21 protein-coding genes and 2 pseudogenes are annotated in these 19771 nt (G+C 34.2%); 11 read left to right on the top strand and 12 right to left on the bottom strand.

Features of this window, described 5'->3' with window-relative positions:
• Nucleotides 1–105, top strand: a pseudogene (locus ACN4EE_RS14310) (DUF4277 domain-containing protein); the annotation flags it as partial.
• 132 nt (nucleotides 106–237) lie between these two features.
• Entirely contained in the window at nucleotides 238–903 is a 666-nt protein-coding gene (locus tag ACN4EE_RS14315; RefSeq protein WP_431707132.1) for an ISL3 family transposase, read from the top strand.
• Nucleotides 904–1089: 186 nt separating this feature from the next.
• Here the strand turns inward: ACN4EE_RS14315 and ACN4EE_RS14320 are convergent, their stop codons facing one another.
• The 8 genes and pseudogenes from ACN4EE_RS14320 to ACN4EE_RS14355 form a co-directional block, all read right to left on the bottom strand.
• Nucleotides 1090–1812 (bottom strand): NUDIX hydrolase, encoded by a 723-nt coding sequence (locus tag ACN4EE_RS14320; RefSeq protein WP_431707133.1) that lies wholly within the window; start codon nucleotides 1810–1812, stop codon nucleotides 1090–1092.
• Nucleotides 1793–2368 carry a nicotinate-nucleotide adenylyltransferase gene (locus ACN4EE_RS14325; RefSeq protein ID WP_431707134.1) on the bottom strand — a complete coding sequence of 192 codons (576 nt, stop codon included), beginning with the start codon at nucleotides 2366–2368 and terminating at the stop codon, nucleotides 1793–1795. Before ACN4EE_RS14325 ends, ACN4EE_RS14320 begins: the two co-directional genes overlap by 20 nt.
• A 64-nt stretch (nucleotides 2369–2432) precedes the next feature.
• The gene (locus ACN4EE_RS14330; RefSeq protein WP_431707135.1) at nucleotides 2433–3608 is read right to left on the bottom strand and encodes a DNA-methyltransferase; all 1176 of its coding nucleotides are present in this window, start codon (nucleotides 3606–3608) and stop codon (nucleotides 2433–2435) included.
• A gap of 3 nt (nucleotides 3609–3611) precedes the next feature.
• The gene (locus ACN4EE_RS14335; RefSeq protein WP_431707155.1) at nucleotides 3612–3770 is read right to left on the bottom strand and encodes an ApaLI family restriction endonuclease; all 159 of its coding nucleotides are present in this window, start codon (nucleotides 3768–3770) and stop codon (nucleotides 3612–3614) included.
• Nucleotides 3749–4402 (bottom strand): annotated as a pseudogene (locus tag ACN4EE_RS14340) (ApaLI family restriction endonuclease). The gene ACN4EE_RS14335 and the pseudogene ACN4EE_RS14340 overlap by 22 nt, the downstream one beginning before the upstream one ends.
• Before the next feature lie 12 nt (nucleotides 4403–4414).
• Nucleotides 4415–4762 (bottom strand): type II toxin-antitoxin system PemK/MazF family toxin, encoded by a 348-nt coding sequence (locus tag ACN4EE_RS14345; RefSeq protein WP_431707136.1) that lies wholly within the window; start codon nucleotides 4760–4762, stop codon nucleotides 4415–4417.
• Complete coding sequence (locus ACN4EE_RS14350) at nucleotides 4762–4995, bottom strand: hypothetical protein (RefSeq protein ID WP_431707137.1); 234 nt, start codon at nucleotides 4993–4995, stop codon at nucleotides 4762–4764. The genes ACN4EE_RS14345 and ACN4EE_RS14350 overlap by 1 nt, the downstream gene beginning before the upstream one ends.
• Nucleotides 4996–5024: 29 nt before the next feature.
• On the bottom strand, nucleotides 5025–5225 hold the full coding sequence (locus ACN4EE_RS14355) for a type II toxin-antitoxin system HicB family antitoxin (protein ID WP_431707156.1): 201 nt from the start codon (nucleotides 5223–5225) through the stop codon (nucleotides 5025–5027).
• A gap of 144 nt (nucleotides 5226–5369) precedes the next feature.
• On the opposite strand from ACN4EE_RS14355, the gene ACN4EE_RS14360 reads away from it, so the two are divergent.
• Both ACN4EE_RS14360 and ACN4EE_RS14365 read left to right on the top strand, forming a co-directional pair.
• Entirely contained in the window at nucleotides 5370–5624 is a 255-nt protein-coding gene (locus ACN4EE_RS14360; RefSeq protein WP_431707138.1) for a toxin HicA, read from the top strand.
• Nucleotides 5617–5943 carry a type II toxin-antitoxin system HicB family antitoxin gene (locus tag ACN4EE_RS14365; RefSeq protein ID WP_431707139.1) on the top strand — a complete coding sequence of 109 codons (327 nt, stop codon included), beginning with the start codon at nucleotides 5617–5619 and terminating at the stop codon, nucleotides 5941–5943. The genes ACN4EE_RS14360 and ACN4EE_RS14365 overlap by 8 nt, the downstream gene beginning before the upstream one ends.
• A gap of 23 nt (nucleotides 5944–5966) precedes the next feature.
• Here ACN4EE_RS14365 and ACN4EE_RS14370 read toward each other — a convergent pair whose 3' ends face one another.
• A complete protein-coding gene (locus ACN4EE_RS14370; protein ID WP_431707157.1) occupies nucleotides 5967–6737 on the bottom strand; it encodes a peroxiredoxin-like family protein in 771 nt (256 codons plus the stop codon).
• Between the two features lie 151 nt (nucleotides 6738–6888).
• On the opposite strand from ACN4EE_RS14370, the gene ACN4EE_RS14375 reads away from it, so the two are divergent.
• The 4 genes from ACN4EE_RS14375 (at nucleotide 6889) to ACN4EE_RS14390 (ending at nucleotide 12602) form a co-directional block, all read left to right on the top strand.
• A complete protein-coding gene (locus tag ACN4EE_RS14375; RefSeq protein ID WP_431707140.1) occupies nucleotides 6889–8391 on the top strand; it encodes an IS200/IS605 family accessory protein TnpB-related protein in 1503 nt (500 codons plus the stop codon).
• Nucleotides 8392–8945: 554 nt separating this feature from the next.
• Nucleotides 8946–9767 carry a signal peptide peptidase SppA gene (gene sppA, locus ACN4EE_RS14380; RefSeq protein WP_431707141.1) on the top strand — a complete coding sequence of 274 codons (822 nt, stop codon included), beginning with the start codon at nucleotides 8946–8948 and terminating at the stop codon, nucleotides 9765–9767.
• A gap of 16 nt (nucleotides 9768–9783) precedes the next feature.
• The gene (gene aroH / locus ACN4EE_RS14385; protein ID WP_431707142.1) at nucleotides 9784–10197 is read left to right on the top strand and encodes a chorismate mutase; all 414 of its coding nucleotides are present in this window, start codon (nucleotides 9784–9786) and stop codon (nucleotides 10195–10197) included.
• Nucleotides 10198–10349: 152 nt separating this feature from the next.
• Nucleotides 10350–12602, top strand: a complete 2253-nt coding sequence (locus tag ACN4EE_RS14390; RefSeq protein ID WP_431707143.1) for a glycoside hydrolase — start codon at nucleotides 10350–10352, stop codon at nucleotides 12600–12602.
• Between the two features lie 162 nt (nucleotides 12603–12764).
• On the opposite strand, the gene ACN4EE_RS14395 is transcribed toward ACN4EE_RS14390, so the two are convergent.
• Complete coding sequence (locus ACN4EE_RS14395; protein WP_431707144.1) at nucleotides 12765–13106, bottom strand: ferredoxin-thioredoxin reductase catalytic domain-containing protein; 342 nt, start codon at nucleotides 13104–13106, stop codon at nucleotides 12765–12767.
• 177 nt (nucleotides 13107–13283) lie between these two features.
• Between ACN4EE_RS14395 and ACN4EE_RS14400 the strand changes: the two genes are divergently transcribed.
• Entirely contained in the window at nucleotides 13284–13976 is a 693-nt protein-coding gene (locus ACN4EE_RS14400) for a phosphatase PAP2 family protein (RefSeq protein ID WP_431707145.1), read from the top strand.
• Nucleotides 13977–14159: 183 nt separating this feature from the next.
• Here ACN4EE_RS14400 and tkt read toward each other — a convergent pair whose 3' ends face one another.
• Both tkt and prfB read right to left on the bottom strand, forming a co-directional pair.
• Nucleotides 14160–16172: a transketolase gene (gene tkt / locus ACN4EE_RS14405; protein WP_431707146.1), complete on the bottom strand. Its 2013-nt coding sequence runs from the start codon at nucleotides 16170–16172 to the stop codon at nucleotides 14160–14162.
• Between the two features lie 116 nt (nucleotides 16173–16288).
• Nucleotides 16289–17393 (bottom strand): peptide chain release factor 2 gene (gene prfB / locus ACN4EE_RS14410; RefSeq protein ID WP_431707147.1). Its coding sequence is split into 2 segments (ribosomal slippage): nucleotides 16289–17320 and nucleotides 17322–17393, totalling 1104 coding nucleotides; the frame shifts between segments, so codons are not numbered across the junction.
• A 116-nt stretch (nucleotides 17394–17509) separates the two neighbouring features.
• Here prfB and ACN4EE_RS14415 point away from each other — a divergent pair.
• Together ACN4EE_RS14415 and ACN4EE_RS14420 are read left to right on the top strand one after the other, a co-directional pair.
• A complete protein-coding gene (locus ACN4EE_RS14415; protein ID WP_431707148.1) occupies nucleotides 17510–17944 on the top strand; it encodes a VOC family protein in 435 nt (144 codons plus the stop codon).
• Between the two features lie 549 nt (nucleotides 17945–18493).
• Nucleotides 18494–19765 (top strand): bifunctional folylpolyglutamate synthase/dihydrofolate synthase, encoded by a 1272-nt coding sequence (locus ACN4EE_RS14420; protein WP_431707149.1) that lies wholly within the window; start codon nucleotides 18494–18496, stop codon nucleotides 19763–19765.
• Nucleotides 19766–19771 lie beyond the last annotated feature (6 nt).

Genomic DNA, 19771 nt, shown 5'->3' on the forward strand with positions numbered 1-19771 from the left:
GGTATTGAACAAATTATTAATGAAGCCCTTGGGGTTGATGATAGAGAAATTGTCTCACCTGGTCAAATAGTAAAAGCAATTATTCTCAATGGACTAGGGTTTATTGGCTCTTCTACAGTAGTTATGATAAACTAAGTATAAAAATTTAGTCAACAAATGCTAAAATATTAAATGTTAAGCTCGATCGTATGATATTACTGAGTAATAATATGGACAGTAAATCCTTGTGATTATTCAGTGGAAAATAGGAATAAAGAAACCATTACAAAATACTTGCTCAGTCTAGGTTCTGAAGTATTAGAACAAATTGAAGAAGTGAGTATAGATTTATGGATAGGATATAAAACTGTGGCAGAAGAATTAATGCCTAATGCAAATATAATAGCAGATAGATTTCATATAATGAAACAAATAAATGAAGAATTAGATGCTTATAGAAAAAAGCAAAAAAGAGAGGTAGAGAAAATAGAAAATAAAACAGAAAGAGAAGAAAAATTAGAAGGTTTAAAATATAGTAAATATCCTTTATTAAAAAAGAAAGAAGAACTCAATGAAGTGGAAAAAGAAAAATTAGAACAAGTGAAAAAAGTAGCCCCCTTACTCCTAGAAATGTATGAACAAAAAGAGGCATTGCGAGATATATTTAATAGTGAAATAAAAGAAGATGAGGCATTAGATAAAATAGGAAATTGGTTAGCAGTAGCACAAAAATATTTTCCGAAAAGTTGTGAAACAATAAGGAGATGGATAGGGGAAATATTAGGTTATTTTGATAACAGAACAACTCAAGGTACTGTAGAAGGAATTAATCAAAAAATTAAGTTGATTAAGAGAAGGGCTTACGGTATGACAAATTTTGAGAATTTTCGGCAAAGAATCCTCTTAAATTGGGCTGTATCTTAACGATCGATCATAGCTACTGTAGAAGAGCCGTATTAATTACGCTAATTATTATTCTTGAGAGTAGGTTGTAACACGAAGATCGCTAACATAATCAACCTCCTCAACGAATTAGACTTTGTCTCTACTTTTTTGACTCAAATCCTTATATATTAAACATTTGAAGTTATTTTTCACTCTTTGACTTTTTCAAATAAGCGAACAATGAGAAATAAATAATAACGGTTTGTCTTTTAATGGGGCAAAAGCCTTAGTATCAAAACGATATAGCGTTGCAGGGCGCCCTGCCCCTTTATGGGCTTTTTCTCCTGTGTCGATTAAAAATCCTAGTTTCAGCAATCGTGAGCGAAAATTAGAGTAATCGGTGAAGTTTTCCCCTAAAACAGTGGTATAAAGTTGATATAAATCGTAAAGGGTGAATAATTCTGGCAATACATCAAATGCGATCGGACTGTACTCTAATTTATTGCGCAATCTCTGATAGCCATATTCTAAAATAGAGTTGTGATCAAAGGCAAGGGTAGGGATAGCATCGAGATTAATCCACGCCACACTTTTAATATTTTTGGTAATAGTTGCATCTTCGTATCTCATCAAGGCAAAATAACTGACGGATAAATATCGATCGAACTGAGGATTGGAAGAATGATCAAAGGTGTATAATTGTTCTAAGTAAAGGTTATTAACGGTGATTTTTTCAGAAAGGATACGATAAGCGGCGGATTCTAAAGACTCCTGATATTTAACTAATGTACCGGGTAAACTCCAGTATTCTTTAAAAGGCTCTTCTTCCCGTTTTACCAATAAAATTAGAAGTTGATTATTGATAGTATCCACGGAAAAGATAACGTTATCTACTCCTACTTTAAATTGCGCTAAATTTTGCTTCACTTTAACAACTGGTTTCGTCATCCAAATATAAACGATTTTCTTTAATATAAGTCTTTACTTTATCAGTTAATACGGTTTCATCGTGATTATGACGATAATCAGTGGAAGAAAAAGGCGGTATTTCACAAGATGCCACTAAACATCCTCGACTTCGATCGTTAATTTTTTTTATGATTTCTTGCTCAATCATATACCCTTCTCTATGGATGAGTAAAACTTTTAATTGTCGCCACAGTTTTTCGGCTTCATACCATGTAAAAATCTGAGATGCTAAATCTCCACCTATCACCATCGTCAAATCCACATCTTCCCCCCATTTTTGCCTCGCTTTCCTTACAGTGTTAAGAGTCCGCCTATCGCTAATATCTTGACAATGAATAATGTTACTTAAATTAATATCTTCTAGCAATAATTGCAACATTTTAGCTCGATCGACTAGACTGCAAGCATGAGTTTTAAAGGGGTTATCTGAGGCATATACCGCCACTAAATCATAATTTTGACTCAAATAACCTAAAATGGTTTTGTGGGCAATGGTAGGGGGATCTGAGCTAGTGCCAAACAATGCAACAGTCATATATGAATTAAGATTTAGACTCACGTTATCGAGATATAATTTTATTGATTATAAACTATCCTATTTATTTTTTTAATTCTTCTTGAATCAATAAGTCACAAGATTTAATAATGATAATTTTATTATCTTCTAAAGGAAATAACTGACGATAATTATTAGTTTGAATAACTATTTTAAGATCACTTTTTTTTGCTTGTTGTGAATTATTAATAGCTTCGATCGCATCTTCTAAAGTTTCATCTTTTTTTTGTATCCTAATAGGTATAGGTTTATTATTAAATTGTCTTTTCAAAAAACCATCAATTCCATTATTTCTTTGTACGGGAATAGCATTAATACTTTTTAATAAAAATAGTTCATCTTCAGATTTTTCTATATAACTTGTTTTTCCTTTTTCTAAAAGTTCAGAAGTTGTTATAATCATCTCATTTAATCTTTTTTTAGTAAGTTCGATCGCATCTTCAGATATATCAATACCAATAAAATTACGATGTAAAGATTTAGCGGCTACACAAGTTGTACCACTACCACAGAAAGCATCTAAAACTAAATCCCCTTCATCAGTAGAAATATTAATAATTTGTTGTAAAAGTAAAACAGGTTTTTGCGTGGGATAACCAACTCTTTCTTTTGCTTTTGGATTTAAAAAAGGTATTTCCCAAACATCCGATAAAGGAACGCCTTTTTTCTCTTGAGCTAATATTATATTGCCATTTTTATCTTTTTTATATACTGATTTTCCATAGCTATTTTTTTCTCTTAATTGCCATATTTGATCAACATTTGTTGTAGGAGAATAATCACTATAAATAGTGTTAAATTTAAAATCATCTGTTTTGGAGTAAAAATAAATAGTTTGATGGGAATTAAGTAAACCTTTTTTTGAATTTGACCATCTTTTATAAGACCAAATAATTTCACTCCTAAAATTGTCAGGTAAAAATATTTTATCTAATAACACTCTTAAATGATGAGAAGCTGATTTATCACAATGTAAAAAAATATTACCAGTTTTTTTTAATACCCTTTTGCATTCTATTAAACATTTTTCCATCATTAATAAATAATCATTTAGACTATGCCAAACATCATCAAATTCATAATTAATAGAATTATCACGAGTTGTTAAAGAATGTTTTTTTTGAGTAAAGAATGGCGGATCTAAATAAATTAAATCGATTATTTCTGAGTCAATTTTTTTTAACTCATCAAGACAATTTCCCTTAATTATTTTTTCCATAATTTAACTTTTTTCTGGTGTTTTTTGATCGGCAATATCTATTAAAATCTGTTTTAAATCAAATCCTGTACGATTTTTAATAAAATCCCATGCTTCTTCTCCTGCATAATATTCTCCATTTACACCCTTGTAAACCGTTTCTAAGGTTTGTTGAATGTTGATAGCTCTTGTTCTCTTTGAGGATAATAAAACATTACTCTGATGGGTTTATATCCATGATTTTCGATCGCTTTTACCCTCCTATGCTCTTTGGTGATATGATCTCCGTCTGTAGTGGCATCTCTCCATTTAATTTCTATAGCGTCATTGCCATCTAAAAAATCAATTTCAAAGGTTTTGGGTTTCGTACCAACAGAATTTTTAACAATAGTTTTTCTTCCTTGAGGATTGTTAAATAATCAACATAAAGAAGCAACTTCTTCTAAAAAAGAACCAGCATAATTATACAAAAACCTGCCAATATTTTGATATTCATCTATTTTTTGCCCTTCTTGACTGGTGATTCCTAAAACTCTATAAATTAAATAATGGGAAGTATCATCATTTTTCATTTCTTCTTTTCTTAAATCAATTTGTACTTTTAATTGAGAAGCATATTCTTCCGAAAGTAAATGAATTTGAGATATTAACAATTCTAATTGTTTCCCCTGTTTAATCGCATCGGTAATTTTGTTAAATTTATCCTGATTAATTAATTCTAATAACTGTTGTTTTGTATTTTTACTTTGTATTTTAATACCATTTTTTTGACAATAAGTTTCAAGCTCTTTTTTATTTAAAGATTCTATTTTCATTTAGATTTACTATTATTTTGATTCTAACCAATTGATTAAATTTCTTCTAACCTGTTTTAATCTTTGATATGAGATATTACCTAAACGTGCATTGATAATCGATGAGTCAATAGTAGCTAATCTTCCTAATCGAATAACAGAAGTAACTTTTAAACCACTGGTGATATAATCATCATCGGAAGTTTTAATAATGATGTCAAAATCTTTTACGGCTTGATAAATACGAGAAGAAATTAAGGCTAATAATACATCATTTTTGCCATGAGGACTAATGACAACCACTAAAGCAGGGCGAAGTTTTCCTTCTTTTAAATTAGTTTGAGGAAAACGAATTAAAACTATATCTCCTGATTTTATCATTAATAAATTTCCTGAGCATCTTCTAAAGAATATTCAATATCATCATCATCTGAAAAAAATTGACTTAAACAAAATTCTTGCCATTCTTTTTTTTGCCAATCACTATATTCAGAAATATTTTTATCATAACTATTGCTAGTAATTAATGATGTAAATTGTGCGATTTTTTCTACAACATCATCAGGTAAATTATCAATTTGTTGATGCAGTGTTTCACGAGTATTGATTTTCATAACTTCACTATAAATAAGTTTATAATTATTTAAGCAAAAACAAAAGTTTTAGGTTGAGGTACAATTTTACCATCTTCTTGATATTCTTCTATAATTAATTGTAAAACTTCTTGCCCATTTTTTAAGGCTTCTTCATAGGTTTCACCGTGAGTAATAGGTTGCATTTCATACTTAAAATCCGGCAAAAATACCACAAAACAGTTATCTTCATCACTCCATTGAATAACGATCGTATATTCATAATCTGATCTTTAACTGATTAATTTGTGTTCTCTGCTCTTCGTTTAGCTTAATTACTTTATCTTAAGTCTTTTAATCTTAAACCTTCTTGACATAGTATTAATAGTGATACTATAATTTTAGAAATTAAGTTCGTGATAAAAATAAAAAAACTTGTAGCTCAAATAAGAAAAAACCCGCAAAATGTCAATTTCAATGATTTAGTTAAAGTATGTGATTATTATTTTGGCAAACCAAGACAACAAGGGACAAGTCATCGAGTCTATAAAACACCTTGGCTAGGTGATCCTCGTGTCAACATTCAAGAAAAAAATGGAAAAGCAAAAGTTTATCAAGTAAAACAAGTATTAACTGCTATCGTAAAAATAGAGGAAATAATCGATGATTAATCATGAACACTATAGTTATCGAGTAATTTGGTCAGCAGAAGATCAAGAATTTGTCGGATTATGTACCGAATTTCCCAGTTTATCTTACCTTGATGTCGATCGAATTAATGCTTTAGAAGGTATTACTAATTTAGTAAAAGAAGTTGTCGCAGATATGGAAGCCAACGGGGAAAATATTCCCGAACCTATATCAGAAAAAACTTACAGTGGTAAACTTTTAGTGCGTATTCCTCCTGAACTTCACCGTCAACTAGCAAGAGAAGCTACGGAAGAAAAGATAAGTTTAAATCGTTATATTAGTAATAAATTAGCCTATTAGTTAATCGTATATTTCATAATTAATTATCTTCCTGATTGATTAGTAACGAGGCAATCTTGCAAAAATGCTAAGGGATTACTCATATTTTCTGCAAATCCTAATATACCTTCATCTCGATGTTCATAAATTAGCTCTTGTTGGGCATTAAATAAAAAAGTACCTCCTCTTTGGGTGATATATCGATCGAACGGAACATAATTGCGCCAATATTTTAAAACTTCTACCATATTTTGTAAACGTAGAGTAGCTAATTCAAAAGGGCGTTGATAATTTTGTCCTGCTTTATTAAATAATGAGCCTTTAATGGGAGGAAAAGGTTTAATATTAATTTCCTGATTATTGCTGAATAATGGAGGGGCATTTTTATCCCCTAAATAACCTCGAAAAACTTCTTTAAGAGTTCCTTTACTGCCAATTCCAGCACACATTAACAATAAATTTAACCACGCATTTTGTGTCGCAGAAAATAAGGGAATACGCAAATTTAAACCTTGATATAACTTTAATTGTTGATGAATATTTGCTGTAGAATCAATAAATAAATTATCTTCACAAAAGCCAGTATATTGACAAAATTTTTTGCCAGATTCTCTATTGCCAATCCCGATCGATCTGACTACAATATTTTTAGAGGTAAATAAGTCTTTTTCCCGATTTAACCACCAAGCATACTCCAAACTATCAAAGTCACCCAGTTGGGGTAATATTGTCACTAAAATATAATTAGCTGACTCACACCCAGAAAAAATAGATATAACTTTACCGTCACTAACTCTCTGTTTTTGGGTTAACAGACTGTACCGATAAAATTAGACAATCTTAGAAAAAATTGGACATTTTTTGTGATTTTTGAGATATTTGTCCAATTTTTTTCAGGAATCACCATATTTCTTCTTCATGATATAATAATCCCAGATTCATTAATCGTCAAAATCATTCATTCCCTTGACTAAAATAACCTATCAAACTTTGTTAAATCCAGAAGTCACAGAATTTTGTGATGTGATGGGAAATTTTTTTAGCAAAATAGAAAGAGATTTATACAAAGATTTAGAACAAGGAAAAAAACTGAATGATTTAAAGAAAAGTTATCAAATAAAGTACGGGATAAATGCTCGTCAATTTAACTCTATTCACATCATCTTAAAAGGTAAAATCGCTTCCAGAAAAGAGTGTTATCAAAGTCAGATAAAACAAACACAGTTAAAGATTAAAGGTTTACAAAAAACTATTGAGAGTGAAAAGAAAAAGTTAGAAAAATTACCGTTATCTTGTGGCAGAAATCAAAAATCAGTCAGGAGTAAACTAAGATTTACTCTTCATCAAAAACAAAGAAAATTAGCAACTTTAAAAGATAGATTAGCAACTTTAAAAAAGAAAAAACCATCTCTTGTTTTTGGGGGTAAAAAACTATGGTACGCTCAATATAATTTAAAAGAAAATGGTTATTCTAGTCACCAAGAATGGTTAAAAGACTGGAAAAAAACTCGTAGTTCACAATTTACTTTAGTGGGTTCAAAAAATGAAACTAATGGTAATCAAAATTGTCAATTATTGCCTAATGGCACTTTAAAAATTAGAGTACCACCTTGTTATGAATCAATTTTTGGGAAGTATTATTTAATAGAAAATGTCAAATTTAATTATGGACAAAGGGATGTAGAATATGCTTTAAATAATCAACAAGCATTAACTTTTAGATTTGTCAAAAAAGATGAGAAATGGTATATATTTTGTAGTTTTGATTTGCCCGAAACTCCCACTATCTCTGAGCAAAAAAATGGAATGTTAGGGATAGATTTAAACCCAAATATTATCGGTTGGAGTTATTGTGATAGTGAGGGAAATTTAAAAGCAAAAGGACAAATTAAAATAAATGTAAGAGATAAAAGCACTAATCAAACAAAGGCAATTATCGGTGATGCGGTGAAAAAATTAGTGAAATTAGCTTATGATTATCAATGTCCAATTAGTATAGAAAATTTAGATTTTGAAAGAAAAAAAGCAACCATGAAACAGGAGGGTGTAAAATATTCTCGAATGTTATCAAACTTTGCTTATAGTTGTTTTGAGCAAATGTTAAATAGTTGTGCTTTTAAGTATGGAATTGAGGTAATAAAAGTTAATCCCGCCTTTTCAAGTTTAATGGGATTGACGAAATTTATGAGGCTTTATGGTTTGTCGAGTGATACGGCGGCGGCTTTAGTATTAGCAAGACGGGCTTTAAGGAAAAAAGAGCGTATTCCAACCAGTTACGCCCGATTAGTTCAAGTTGATTCTAGTCGGCACGTTTGGAGTTTTTGGAATGCCCTTAACAAGAAACTCTTTGGCATAAAACGTCATAGTTTCTTTAGTGTCTCTAACAGAGAAGTAGAGGTCAAGCTATTAGATGAGTTACATAGTAATAGGTTTAATGGCAAGTCGCAAGACACTTTTATTACAAGGTGAGATTCCTTGTCACGAGTCGTTAACAATTCTGCTCGGTTAACGCAATAATCATGGATTTGGAGTCATTATTTGATGATGTCCAAGTTTGTCCAAGTTTTCAGGAGCGGTTGTACTTAAGATAAAGTAGGGAGATATTTCTTTGGTATTTGTCATAAAATTTTCGGTGAAGGTAAGACGATGAAGACTAGAAGACTAGGGAATAATACTATAAAGCAACCCCTATTTGTTATTTTTTGGTGGGGTTGGGTTCACCAGGGCTGTTTCAAAGTAAGTTGCTAAAAAATGTTGGGGTGTTAGGGTATTAGGGGATTAGGGAGTTTTTTTGCTTCCAGATTTCAGGTAATAATAATAAATCTTGAATAAATTATCAAAACTCATTACTTATTACTCTTTACTCATTACTTTCTCTTAAACAAAAATTTGAAAATGAAACAGCCCTGTTGGGTTTAATATATTAAAGATACTCGAAGTTGATGGAGCAAATGTTAAGAAGTGTAAAATTTGAGATATAATATTGTTTTGCATTACTATAACAAGGTACATATAAAAATATAATGATTTGGCCTTTCAAAACGTCATCCACAAAAAAAATCGCTCGAATTGAAATTACAGGTGCGATCGCATCTAAAACCAGAGAACAAGTATTAGAAGCATTAGAGATAGTAGAAGAAAAAAAATTTCCTGCCTTACTATTAAGAATCGACTCCCCCGGCGGTACGGTGGCAGATTCTCAAGAGATATACTCGGCTTTGAAGAAATTAGGGGAAAAAATCAAAATAGTGGCTAGTTTCGGCAATATATCCGCTTCTGGTGGTGTTTATATCGGCGTGGGGGCAAATCATATTGTTTCTAATGCAGGAACGATTACAGGTAGTATCGGGGTTATTATTAGGGGAAACAATGTCGAAAAACTCTTAGATAAGGTGGGAGTGTCTTTTCAAGTCATCAAATCAGGACCCTATAAGGATATACTATCTTTCGATCGAGATTTAACGCCAGAAGAACACAAGATTTTACAACAGTTAATTGATAGTACCTATGAACAATTTGTGCAAACTGTTGCCGAAGGCAGAAAATTGAGCATCGATACCGTGAAAAGTTTTGCTGATGGGCGCATTTTTAGTGGACAACAGGCTTTAGAATTAGGGTTAGTCGATCGATTAGGTACAGAGAAAGACGCTTTTAGATGGGCTTGTGAATTAGTTAAACTTGATCCTGATAAAACCGAATGTGAAACCATTGAGCAACCAAAATCTTTCGTCGATCGTTTGCTTAATGGACGAACTCAGGTAAAATCAAGGGTAGGATCTAGCATTAATTGGTTAGAATTTGAATTGGCTACCAGTGGTCAACCTTTATGGTTATATCGTCCTTAATCTATCGTTCTAAAATATGCACTTAACTTGGCAAGGGAGTGAAAAGTTGATGTTGAATGTACGGGCAATTCGAGGCGCTACTACGGCTTCGGAAAATACCATCGAAGCCATGAGAGAAGCGGTAAGAGAGTTATTAAAAGACATCGAAACCCGTAATCAACTAAAACATGAAGACGTTATCAGCGTTATTTTTACCGCTACCCCCGATTTAGATGCGGTTTTTCCTGCCGCCATTGCTAGGGAATATCCTCAATGGGCAAATATACCCCTATTAGATTTACAACAAATGCAGGTAAAGGGGAGTTTACAAAAATGTATTCGAGTCTTGATTTATATCAATACATCTAAACCACAAACAGAGATGTATCATTCTTACTTGCGTCAAGCGGAAAATTTACGTCCTGATTTGAGTTTAACTTCTTTTAAATAATTTCGATCGAAAAACTTTAGCTAAATAAACAGGCAAGATGCCTGTTTTACAGTGGGGAAAGATAATGTTAAGAAAATTTAAGGGATTTTTATAAAGAAAAAAAAATTGATTAAGATAAATTCATAAAGATTATTTATCAATCTCCTGAAATTATGGCTCACCCTCTCTACGCTGCTTTTATCTGGCATCAGCATCAGCCTCTCTACAAATCTCGTCTTTCTAGTAATGATTTTGGTGGAAACTATCGTTTACCTTGGGTTAGGTTACACGGTATCAAAGATTACCTTGATTTAGTGTTAATCCTTGAAAAATATCCCCAGTTACATCAAACTGTTAATCTTGTACCTTCTTTGATGCTCCAGTTAGAAGAATATGCTAACGGTAGCGCGATCGATCCTTATCTGGCTTTGACTTTAACTCCTGTCAGTGAATTAAATAGAGAACAAAAACAATACATCATTGAACATTTTTTCGATGCTAACCATTATCACTTAATTCGTCCTCATGCACGTTATGAACAACTATATCAAGAACGTCATGTTAACGGTAAACAGTGGTGTTATGAGAAGTGGATTGAAAGAGATTATAGTGACTTGTTAGCATGGCATAATTTAGCGTGGTTTGACCCTCTTTTTTGGGATGATCCACAAATTGCAGAATGGTTACAAAGAGGAGAAAATTTCACTCTGTTCGATCGAAAAAACATCTGTGCAAAACAACAGGAAATCATTGCTCGTATCATTCCTCAACACAAAAAAATGCAGGAAACGGGACAATTGGAAGTCACCACTACACCCTATACTCACCCCATTTTACCCCTGTTAGCAGACACCAACGCTGGACGAGTGGCAATCCCTAACATGACTTTACCTAACACTCGTTTTCAGTGGGAAGAAGACATCCCCCGTCACCTCAATAAAGCATGGAAGATGTATGAGGAGCGGTTCGATCGATCGCCGAGGGGATTGTGGCCTAGTGAACAGTCCGTCAGCCCTTCAATTCTGCCCCATGTAGCCAAGAGAGGTTTTAATTGGTTATGTTCCGATGAAGCGGTTTTAGGATGGAGTATCAATCACTTTTTTAATCGTGATGAAATGGGAAATTTATACGAACCTGAATACTTATATCGCCCTTATCGACTGGAAACCCCCGAAGGTGACTTAAGTATTGTTTTTCGGGATCACCGTTTATCAGACTTAATCGGTTTTACCTACGGCGCTATGAATGCAGATCAAGCCGCAGGAGACTTAATCGGACATTTGGAAGCCATTGCCAGAAGACTGAAAGAGAGACAATGGGGGGATAAAAGTACCTTAGAAAATCCTTGGTTAGTTACGATCGCGCTAGACGGAGAAAACTGTTGGGAATTTTACGAACAAGACGGCAAACTATTCTTAGAATCTCTTTACAGTCGCTTATCTCAACAATCTCAAATCCAATTAGTGACAGTATCGGAATTTCTCGACAAATTTCCAGCGACAGAAACCCTCAACAGTAACACATTACATAGTGGTTCATGGGTTGACGGTAGTTTCAGTACATGGATAGGTGATCCCTCTAAAAATAAAGCGTGGGAATACCTAAAAACCGCCAGAGAAACCCTTGCTAAACATCCCGAAGCCACCGAAGAAAGTAACCCCGAAGCATGGGAAGCATTATACGCCGCCGAAGGTTCAGACTGGTTTTGGTGGTTTGGTGATCCCCATCATTCCAACCATGATGCCATGTTTGATCAACTTTTTAGAGAACATTTGATCGCTCTTTATCAAGCCTTAGATGAAACTCCTCCCGAATATTTATACGAACCCGTTGCCGAAGTCGAGCAAAAATTGGCTAACGACTATCAACCTGCTAGTTTCATTCATCCTGTTATCGATGGTAAAGGAGACGAAGAAGACTGGGATAAAGCAGGAAAAATCAAACTCGGTGGCGCAAGGGGTACAATGCACAAAGCAAGTATCATCCCTGCTATATTTTACGGTTGGGATCACCTTAACTTTTATCTACGTTTCGATCTGAAACCGGGGGTAAAAGCAGGGCAAGATTTACCATCAGAGTTACACCTTGTCTGGTATTATCCCGATCGATCGATGCACAACAATCGTCTCTATTTAGCAAACTTACCCGATGAAGCTCCTCTTAACTATTATTATCGTCATCATTTATGCGTCAACTTAGTAACTCAAACAATTTGGTTACAGGAAGCTGGAGAAGACGGTAATTGGCACTCTCGTTATTGTGGTGGAAAAGTTGCCTTAGATACCTGTATTGAAATTTCTGTACCTTGGAAAGATTTACATATCGATCCCGACATGGAATTAAATATAGTGGGAATTTTAGCCGAAAATGGTCAATATAAAGACTATTTGCCCGAAGACAACGTTATTCGCCTTCAAGCGCCCTAATTTGTCAATAATGCTTTTAAAACTCCTCGCACCTTTAGGTGCGACAATTCTTTCTTCATTCATTGATGCCGTTCAAAAGCACCTGAGAATGATGAAGATAAGAAGGGGAGAAGAGGAAGGAAGGAGTAATGATTAAGAAGTCAAGAGTTTTGATGAGTATCTCTAAGATTTTACGGATTGTAGATCTTCCCATGTAATGTCCTGTTTCTCTCCTGCAAATTCGTTATCGGGAGTAATAAATAACATACAATGACACTCTTTCCTTTCTCTCATGGGTACACAAGGACAATTCCAGAACGTATTTTTCACCTCCGCTTCTTTATCTTCGTAGTGGCGACAAGGACAAAGAGGTGAGCCTAATTCTTCTTTATGACGTGCTAAACCTTGTATAACAACGGCAGTAACGGAAGGGTCTATACAAAAGTAAGTATCTGTACGTTTAGCGTATTGTTCCGCAAAGTTTTTCATTGCTTCTAAGGTTTTGTCGTTGTTAACTTCAGTCATGATTATTTTTTCTATTCTATTACTGTATAAGATACTATTTTACCTTAGTTCGATATAAAATTTTTTGTTTATGCTAAGATTGCAGATTAACTATTTCGATCACGAAGCTGTGCGATCGAACCTTCTTTCAACAAGAGGTGATATTAAACATAACAAGGATGGTTTAATTAAATTTCAATGCAAATAAAAATACAAAACCTCAAAAAACATTTATTAAAACCAAAAAAATTTTTTTATTATTTTAATCGAGTTAATCTTTTTTTTTCCAGTATTGCATTATTAATATTTATTCTGATTAGTATAGGGGTTTCTAGCGGTGAATTAAAATCTTTGGATGAGTATATCTTAGCTCAATTACACATTATTTTACCCGACTGGTTTTTTAATATTGCTAAGGCTTCTTATTTCATTGGAGAAGCAGAAGTTGCCGCTTTTATTGTGCTTTTTAGTTTAATTTTTTTAGTGCGCAAAAAATTGTGGGATGAAGCTCAAGTTTTAGCTTTATTTACTCTTTCTATTCTCATTTTGATCGATCGAATTCTTAAGCCTTTTTTTGCTATTGCCCGTCCGCTCGATCGATTGGTAGATAATGCTTTTGGTTATAGTTTCCCTAGTGGGCACGCTTCGGGAAATCTAATTTTATACTTTTTATTAGCTTATTTTATTGTCCAATCTTTTCCTAAATATAGATTTATTTGTTATTTTATTCCCACTTTTTCCATTATCTTAATGGGCATAAGTAGTGCCTATTTGCGAGTCCATTGGGTATCAGATATTTTTGCATCTTATTGTATAGGATATATCATGGTTAGTCTGGCAATTACCTTGCTTAAAAGTAGTCAAAAAAATAGCTCTATTTCAGAATCATAATTTTTATCCAGTTTTATTAATTTAATTGTCGTGGTTATTTTGAAGCTGAAGGAGAAGATGAACAACAAATTTTTACCTATAAAATCACAGACGATCTAATTAGAAAGCTGACGGAAAAACCCCTAGTTATTAAAAAAGGTGGGCAATGCCCACCTTACAGATTAAAATTGGAGTTGTAATTTATTAACCAAGAATTTTCTTAGCGGTTGCTACTACGTTATCAACGGTAAAGCCGAATTTCTCCATCACAACGTTACCCGGGGCAGATGCACCATAGGTATTAATACCAATACAAGCTCCTTCATCACCGACAAAACGTTCCCAACCGAAGGTAACACCTGCTTCCACAGAGATACGTTTTTTGATGGCTTTAGGTAATACGGATTCTTTGTATTCGTCGCTTTGTTTGTCGAATAATTCCACACAAGGCATGGAAACTACACGCACTTTTAAGCCTTCAGCTTTGAGTTTTTCGGCGGCTTCGATACATAATCCCACTTCGCTACCAGTACCGATTAAGATTAAGTCTAATTCGTTAGGGGCAAAGCCACAAGCGGCTACATATCCACCTTTTGCCACTGCGTCAATGGACGAACCTGCTAAGTTAGGTAAGTTTTGACGGGTTAATGCTAATAAGGATGAGGTTTTTTTGCTTTCGATCGCAACTTTGTAAGCTCCAGAGGTTTCGTTACCATCAGCAGGACGGAATACGAGTAAATCAGGGATTAAACGTAAAGAGGCAACGTGTTCGACGGGTTGGTGAGTGGGTCCATCTTCTCCTAGTGCGATCGAATCGTGAGTCATTACCCAGATTACTTGGGCTTCGGATAAAGCAGAAAGACGGATAGAATTTCTCATGTAGTCGGTGAAAACTAAGAAGGTTGCACCGTAGGGAATTAAACCAGAGTTATGTAAAGAAATTGCGTTACAGATAGCTCCCATAGCGTGTTCACGCACCCCAAAGTGAACGTTACGATTTTCGTAAGCGCCTTTTTGGAAATCCCCAGAAATCTTTAATTGAGTGAGGTTAGAGTGGGTTAAATCTGCCGAACCGCCAATTAACTGAGGTAATACTTTAGAAATAGCATTTAAGCAGTTTTCAGAATGTTTACGACTTGCTAAAGGTGCATCTTCGGGAGTGTAGGAAGGTAAGCAATCAGCCCAATTTGCAGGAAGTACACCAGAGGTAATGGTTTCAAATTCTTTAGCTTCGGTAGGATACTTAGTTTTGTAAGTAGCAAGGGTTTGATTCCATTCTGCTTCTAAACTTGCACCCTTTTCGATCGCTTTGTTGAAATGATCATATACTTCTTGAGGTACAACAAAAGGATCGTAATTCCAACCTAAGTTTTTACGGGTAGCTTCTACTTCATCACCACCTAAAGCGGCACCGTGTACACCTGCGGTATTAGCTTTTTTGGGTGAACCAAAACCGATGGTAGTGGTAACTTTGATCATGGTAGGTTTATCAGTGACTGTTTTAGCTTCGGCAATAGCGGCGGCGATGGCATCTAAATCAGTATTACCATTTTCTACATGAAGAACGTGCCAACCGTAAGCCTCGAAGCGCTTAGAAACATCTTCGGTGAAAGCAATATCGGTGCTACCGTCGATCGAAATGTGGTTATCATCGTATAAAGCGATGAGTTTGCCTAAACCCCAATGTCCTGCCAAAGAAGCGGCTTCCCCAGAAATACCTTCCATGTTGCAACCATCCCCAAGGATAACATAGGTGTAATGATCAATTAGAGTTGCATCAGGCTTATTATATTTAGCCGCTAAATGAGCTTCAGCTAAAGCTAAACCAACACCATTAGCGATACCTTGCCCAAGAGGACCGGTTGTAACTTCTACGCCTTCGGTAACGAAGTTTTCAGGGTGTCCGGGGGTTTTAGACTTCCACTGACGAAACTGTTTTAAATCTTCAATAGAAACGCTATCATAACCAAATAAATGTAACAAAGAATATTGAAGCATAGAACCATGACCTGCGGATAATACAAATCTGTCTCTGTTTATCCATTGAGGGTTTTTGGGATTAAACTTCATGAATTGATCCCATAAAACAAAAGCCATAGGCGCTGCGCCCATAGGTAAACCGGGGTGTCCAGATTTAGCTTTTTCAACGCCATCGATGGAGAGAAAACGAATAGCATTAACGCAGAGTTCTTGAATTGATTGGGTTGCAACCACCATAATTAATTTTAAATTTAACTAAATATACATATTTTGATCAGTTAGCCTATATCTTCTCATTGTTTAGTATCGATCGCAAGAAGCTATAAAATAAATTTCACAGTATTCTTAATTCCTCATTCCTCATTTCTCATTAGATATGCTTCCATAAAACTATTTAACTCCCCGTCTAAAATATCATTAACAGCAGTGGTTTCAATATTAGTGCGCAAATCTTTAACTAATTGATAAGGATGGAAAACATAGTTACGGATTTGATTACCCCAAGCGGCTTCCACTATATCCCCCCGAATTTCGGCAATTTCTTGCGCCCTTTGTTCTTCAGCGATGATTAATAGTTTACCCTTGAGTATAGCTAAGGCTTTCTCTTTATTCTGTAATTGCGATCGTTCCTGAGTACATTTGACCGCAATACCTGTTGGAATATGGACAATACGCACAGCAGTTTCCACCTTATTAACATTTTGCCCTCCTTTGCCCCCCGATCGAGTAGTGGAAATATCTAAATCCTTGTCGGGAATATCTAACTTAATGGCATCTTCTCCTAAATTGGGCATCACATCCACCCCTGCAAAACTGGTTTGTCGTTTACCATTGGCATTATAGGGAGAAATTCTAACTAAACGATGAGTACCTTTTTCCCCTTTTAAGTAACCAAAGGCGTATTTTCCCTCAATCTCCAAAGTAGCCGACTTGATACCTGCTTCGTCACCATCGGAAATTTCTGCTAAGGTGACACGATAATTTTGTTTTTCTGCCCAACGGGTGTACATTCTTAATAACATTTCTGCCCAATCCTGAGCATCTGTACCACCTGCACCAGCATTAATAGTTAAAATAGCACCTTTTTGATCATAAGTGCCACTGAGTAACTTTTGCAATTCCCATTTATCTAACTCTTTAGTGATACAGATAAGATTATTTTCTGCTTCTTGGAATAATTCGCTATCTTCTTCTAACTCCAATAACTCAATAATTGCCTTAGTGTCTTCTACGTTACTTTGCCATTGATAGAATTGTTCTAAATTGGACTTAACATCATTTAATTGCTGTAAAGTGTCTTGCGCTTTATCGCCACTATCCCAAAAATTCGGTTGGGAAGCCACTTGTTCCAAATCTGCTATTTGTGCTTTAAGATTAGGTATGTCAAAGATAGTCCTGAGTTTTACCCAGGCGCTCACTGATTATACTAATATCTCTTTTTAACTCTGATAATTCCATTCTTTCAATTCAAGATGCTTTCGTTTCGATCGTAACCTCTTATTATCGATCGTTCATTGTTCATTGTCAATTAGTGAATAGTTTTTAATTCTTAATTCTTCATTCTTAATTCTCTCATGTTCGATCGAATTATTTTTCATTTAGCCATACCTATTACCAATATTGAAGAAGCCAAGAAATTTTATGGTGATATACTAGGCTCAAAAATTGGTAGAGAAAATCAACACGCTGTTATTTTTGATTTTTATGGACATCAATTAGTGGGGCATACCACCAAAGAAATTTTAACACCTCCAGCGAGTATTTATCCTCGTCATTTTGGCTTAATTTTCACTGATGAATCCGATTGGGATAATTTATTAAATCGCTGTAATAATTATAATTTAGAGTTATATCAACAACCTAAATTAAGATTTAAAAATGAGTTAACTGAACATAAAACTTTCTTTTTACAAGACCCATTTTATAATATTTTAGAGTTTAAATTTTATCGTCATTATGAAGCTATTTTCGGTGCTAATCATATTATATCCATAGGTGATCGATCGTGATTAAAATAGACATCGGGGACAAATTATTATTACAAACCATGATATTTCTTGTAGAAATTGAGTTAAATTTATTTAACGGTATCTATTAGACATCAGATTGCTTCGTGCCTCGCAACGCTGCGCGATTCATGATCCTGTTGGCGAAATAAATCTTAACATAAAACTTGACAAAAAGTCGGTTTTATACAATAACTCGCTTCGCAATAAATTGACGAAGCTAACAGCGAAAATCTGCTAAAGCAATTTCACAAATATTTTTGAAACAAAAAGAAATACAAAAAAAGCGGTTTAATGTATTGAAATTAGTCGCTTTAGCAGACTTAAGCTATAAGCCATGAAATTTATTTCTTGGCAGTTTGAGATATTACCTAATTTATTTTGTACTCACAAATCTTTGATTTTGTCAAATTTTTGTAACAAAATGTTTCGCCAACAGGATCATAAATTGACAAAGCTAATAGTTTTCGTTCAATAAATTGAACTCAATAAAGCCTACAATTTTTGTTAAAATATCATTTATTATAACTAGAAGTAAAAGAAACTAATTTAATGAATAATTATCAGCAAATAACAGATATTGATACATTACTAAATCCTTATCAAAAATTTGGCATTAGTTTAGGTTTAGAAAGAATTAAAAATCTATTAAATAAATTAGGAAATCCTCAAGAAAAAGTTGAGATAATTCATGTAGCAGGTACAAATGGTAAAGGTTCAGTTTGTGCCTATTTATCGTCAATTTTAACTCAGGCTGGTTATAAAACAGGACGCTATATTTCTCCTCATTTAGTCAATTGGAATGAAAGAATTTGTTTAAATGAAAAACCTATTTCCACAGAAAAATTAGTCGATATTATTAAATATATTTCTCCCGTTGCTGATTCCTTGGAAGAATGCCCGACTCTTTTTGAAGTGGTGACGGCGGCGGCTTGGCTTTATTTTGCGGAATGTCAAGTTGATGTTGCTGTTATGGAGGTTGGTTTAGGAGGAAGGCTTGATGCCACAAACGTGTGCGATCGAAACCTTGTTAGTATTATTACATCTATCAGTAGAGAACATTGGCAAAGATTAGGTAACACATTAACAGAAATTGCCACAGAAAAAGCAGGGGTAATGAAGCCTCAATGTCCTGTGGTTGTGGGGAATTTACCGTCAGAAGCTATCGAAGTCGTTAAGAATAGGGCAAAAATCTTAGATTGTCCTCGTATAATGGTAGAATCTGCTGAAAAAATCTTTAAAAATGGCGAAATTTGGGCTAAATATCAAGATATAGAATACCCTTTACCCCTCGCAGGAGATATACAATTACAAAATTCTGCACTTTCGATCGAAACTATAAAGATATTACAAGTTCAAGGCTGGAATATCTCACTTGAGCATATACAAGAAGGGATGAGAAAGGCAAAGTGGAGGGGGAGAATTGAATGGGTGACGTGGCAAGGGCAAAAAATGTTAATCGATGGGGCGCATAATGTGGCGGCGGCACAAGTTTTAAGGCAGTATGTGGATACTTTTCAGAAACCGATTATCTGGGTAATGGGGATGTTAAGTACAAAAGATCATCAAGGGATTTTTCAGGCTTTACTGCGTCCTCAAGATCAATTACACTTAGTACCAGTTCCTGATCATAGTAGCGCTGATACAGCATTTCTCTCACAAGTTGCACAAAATGTCAATCCTTCCTTAACAAAAGTTAACACTTATGATGATTTATTCATCGCCCTAGAAAAAGTTAGCTCGATCGAGGACAATGAAAAACAGATTATAGTACTATGTGGCTCATTGTATCTATTAGGTTATTTTTTGCAACAGAATAATTAACTTGAG

It is taken from the genome of Geminocystis sp. CENA526, assembly GCF_050753365.1.
GTDB lineage: Bacteria > Cyanobacteriota > Cyanobacteriia > Cyanobacteriales > Cyanobacteriaceae > Geminocystis.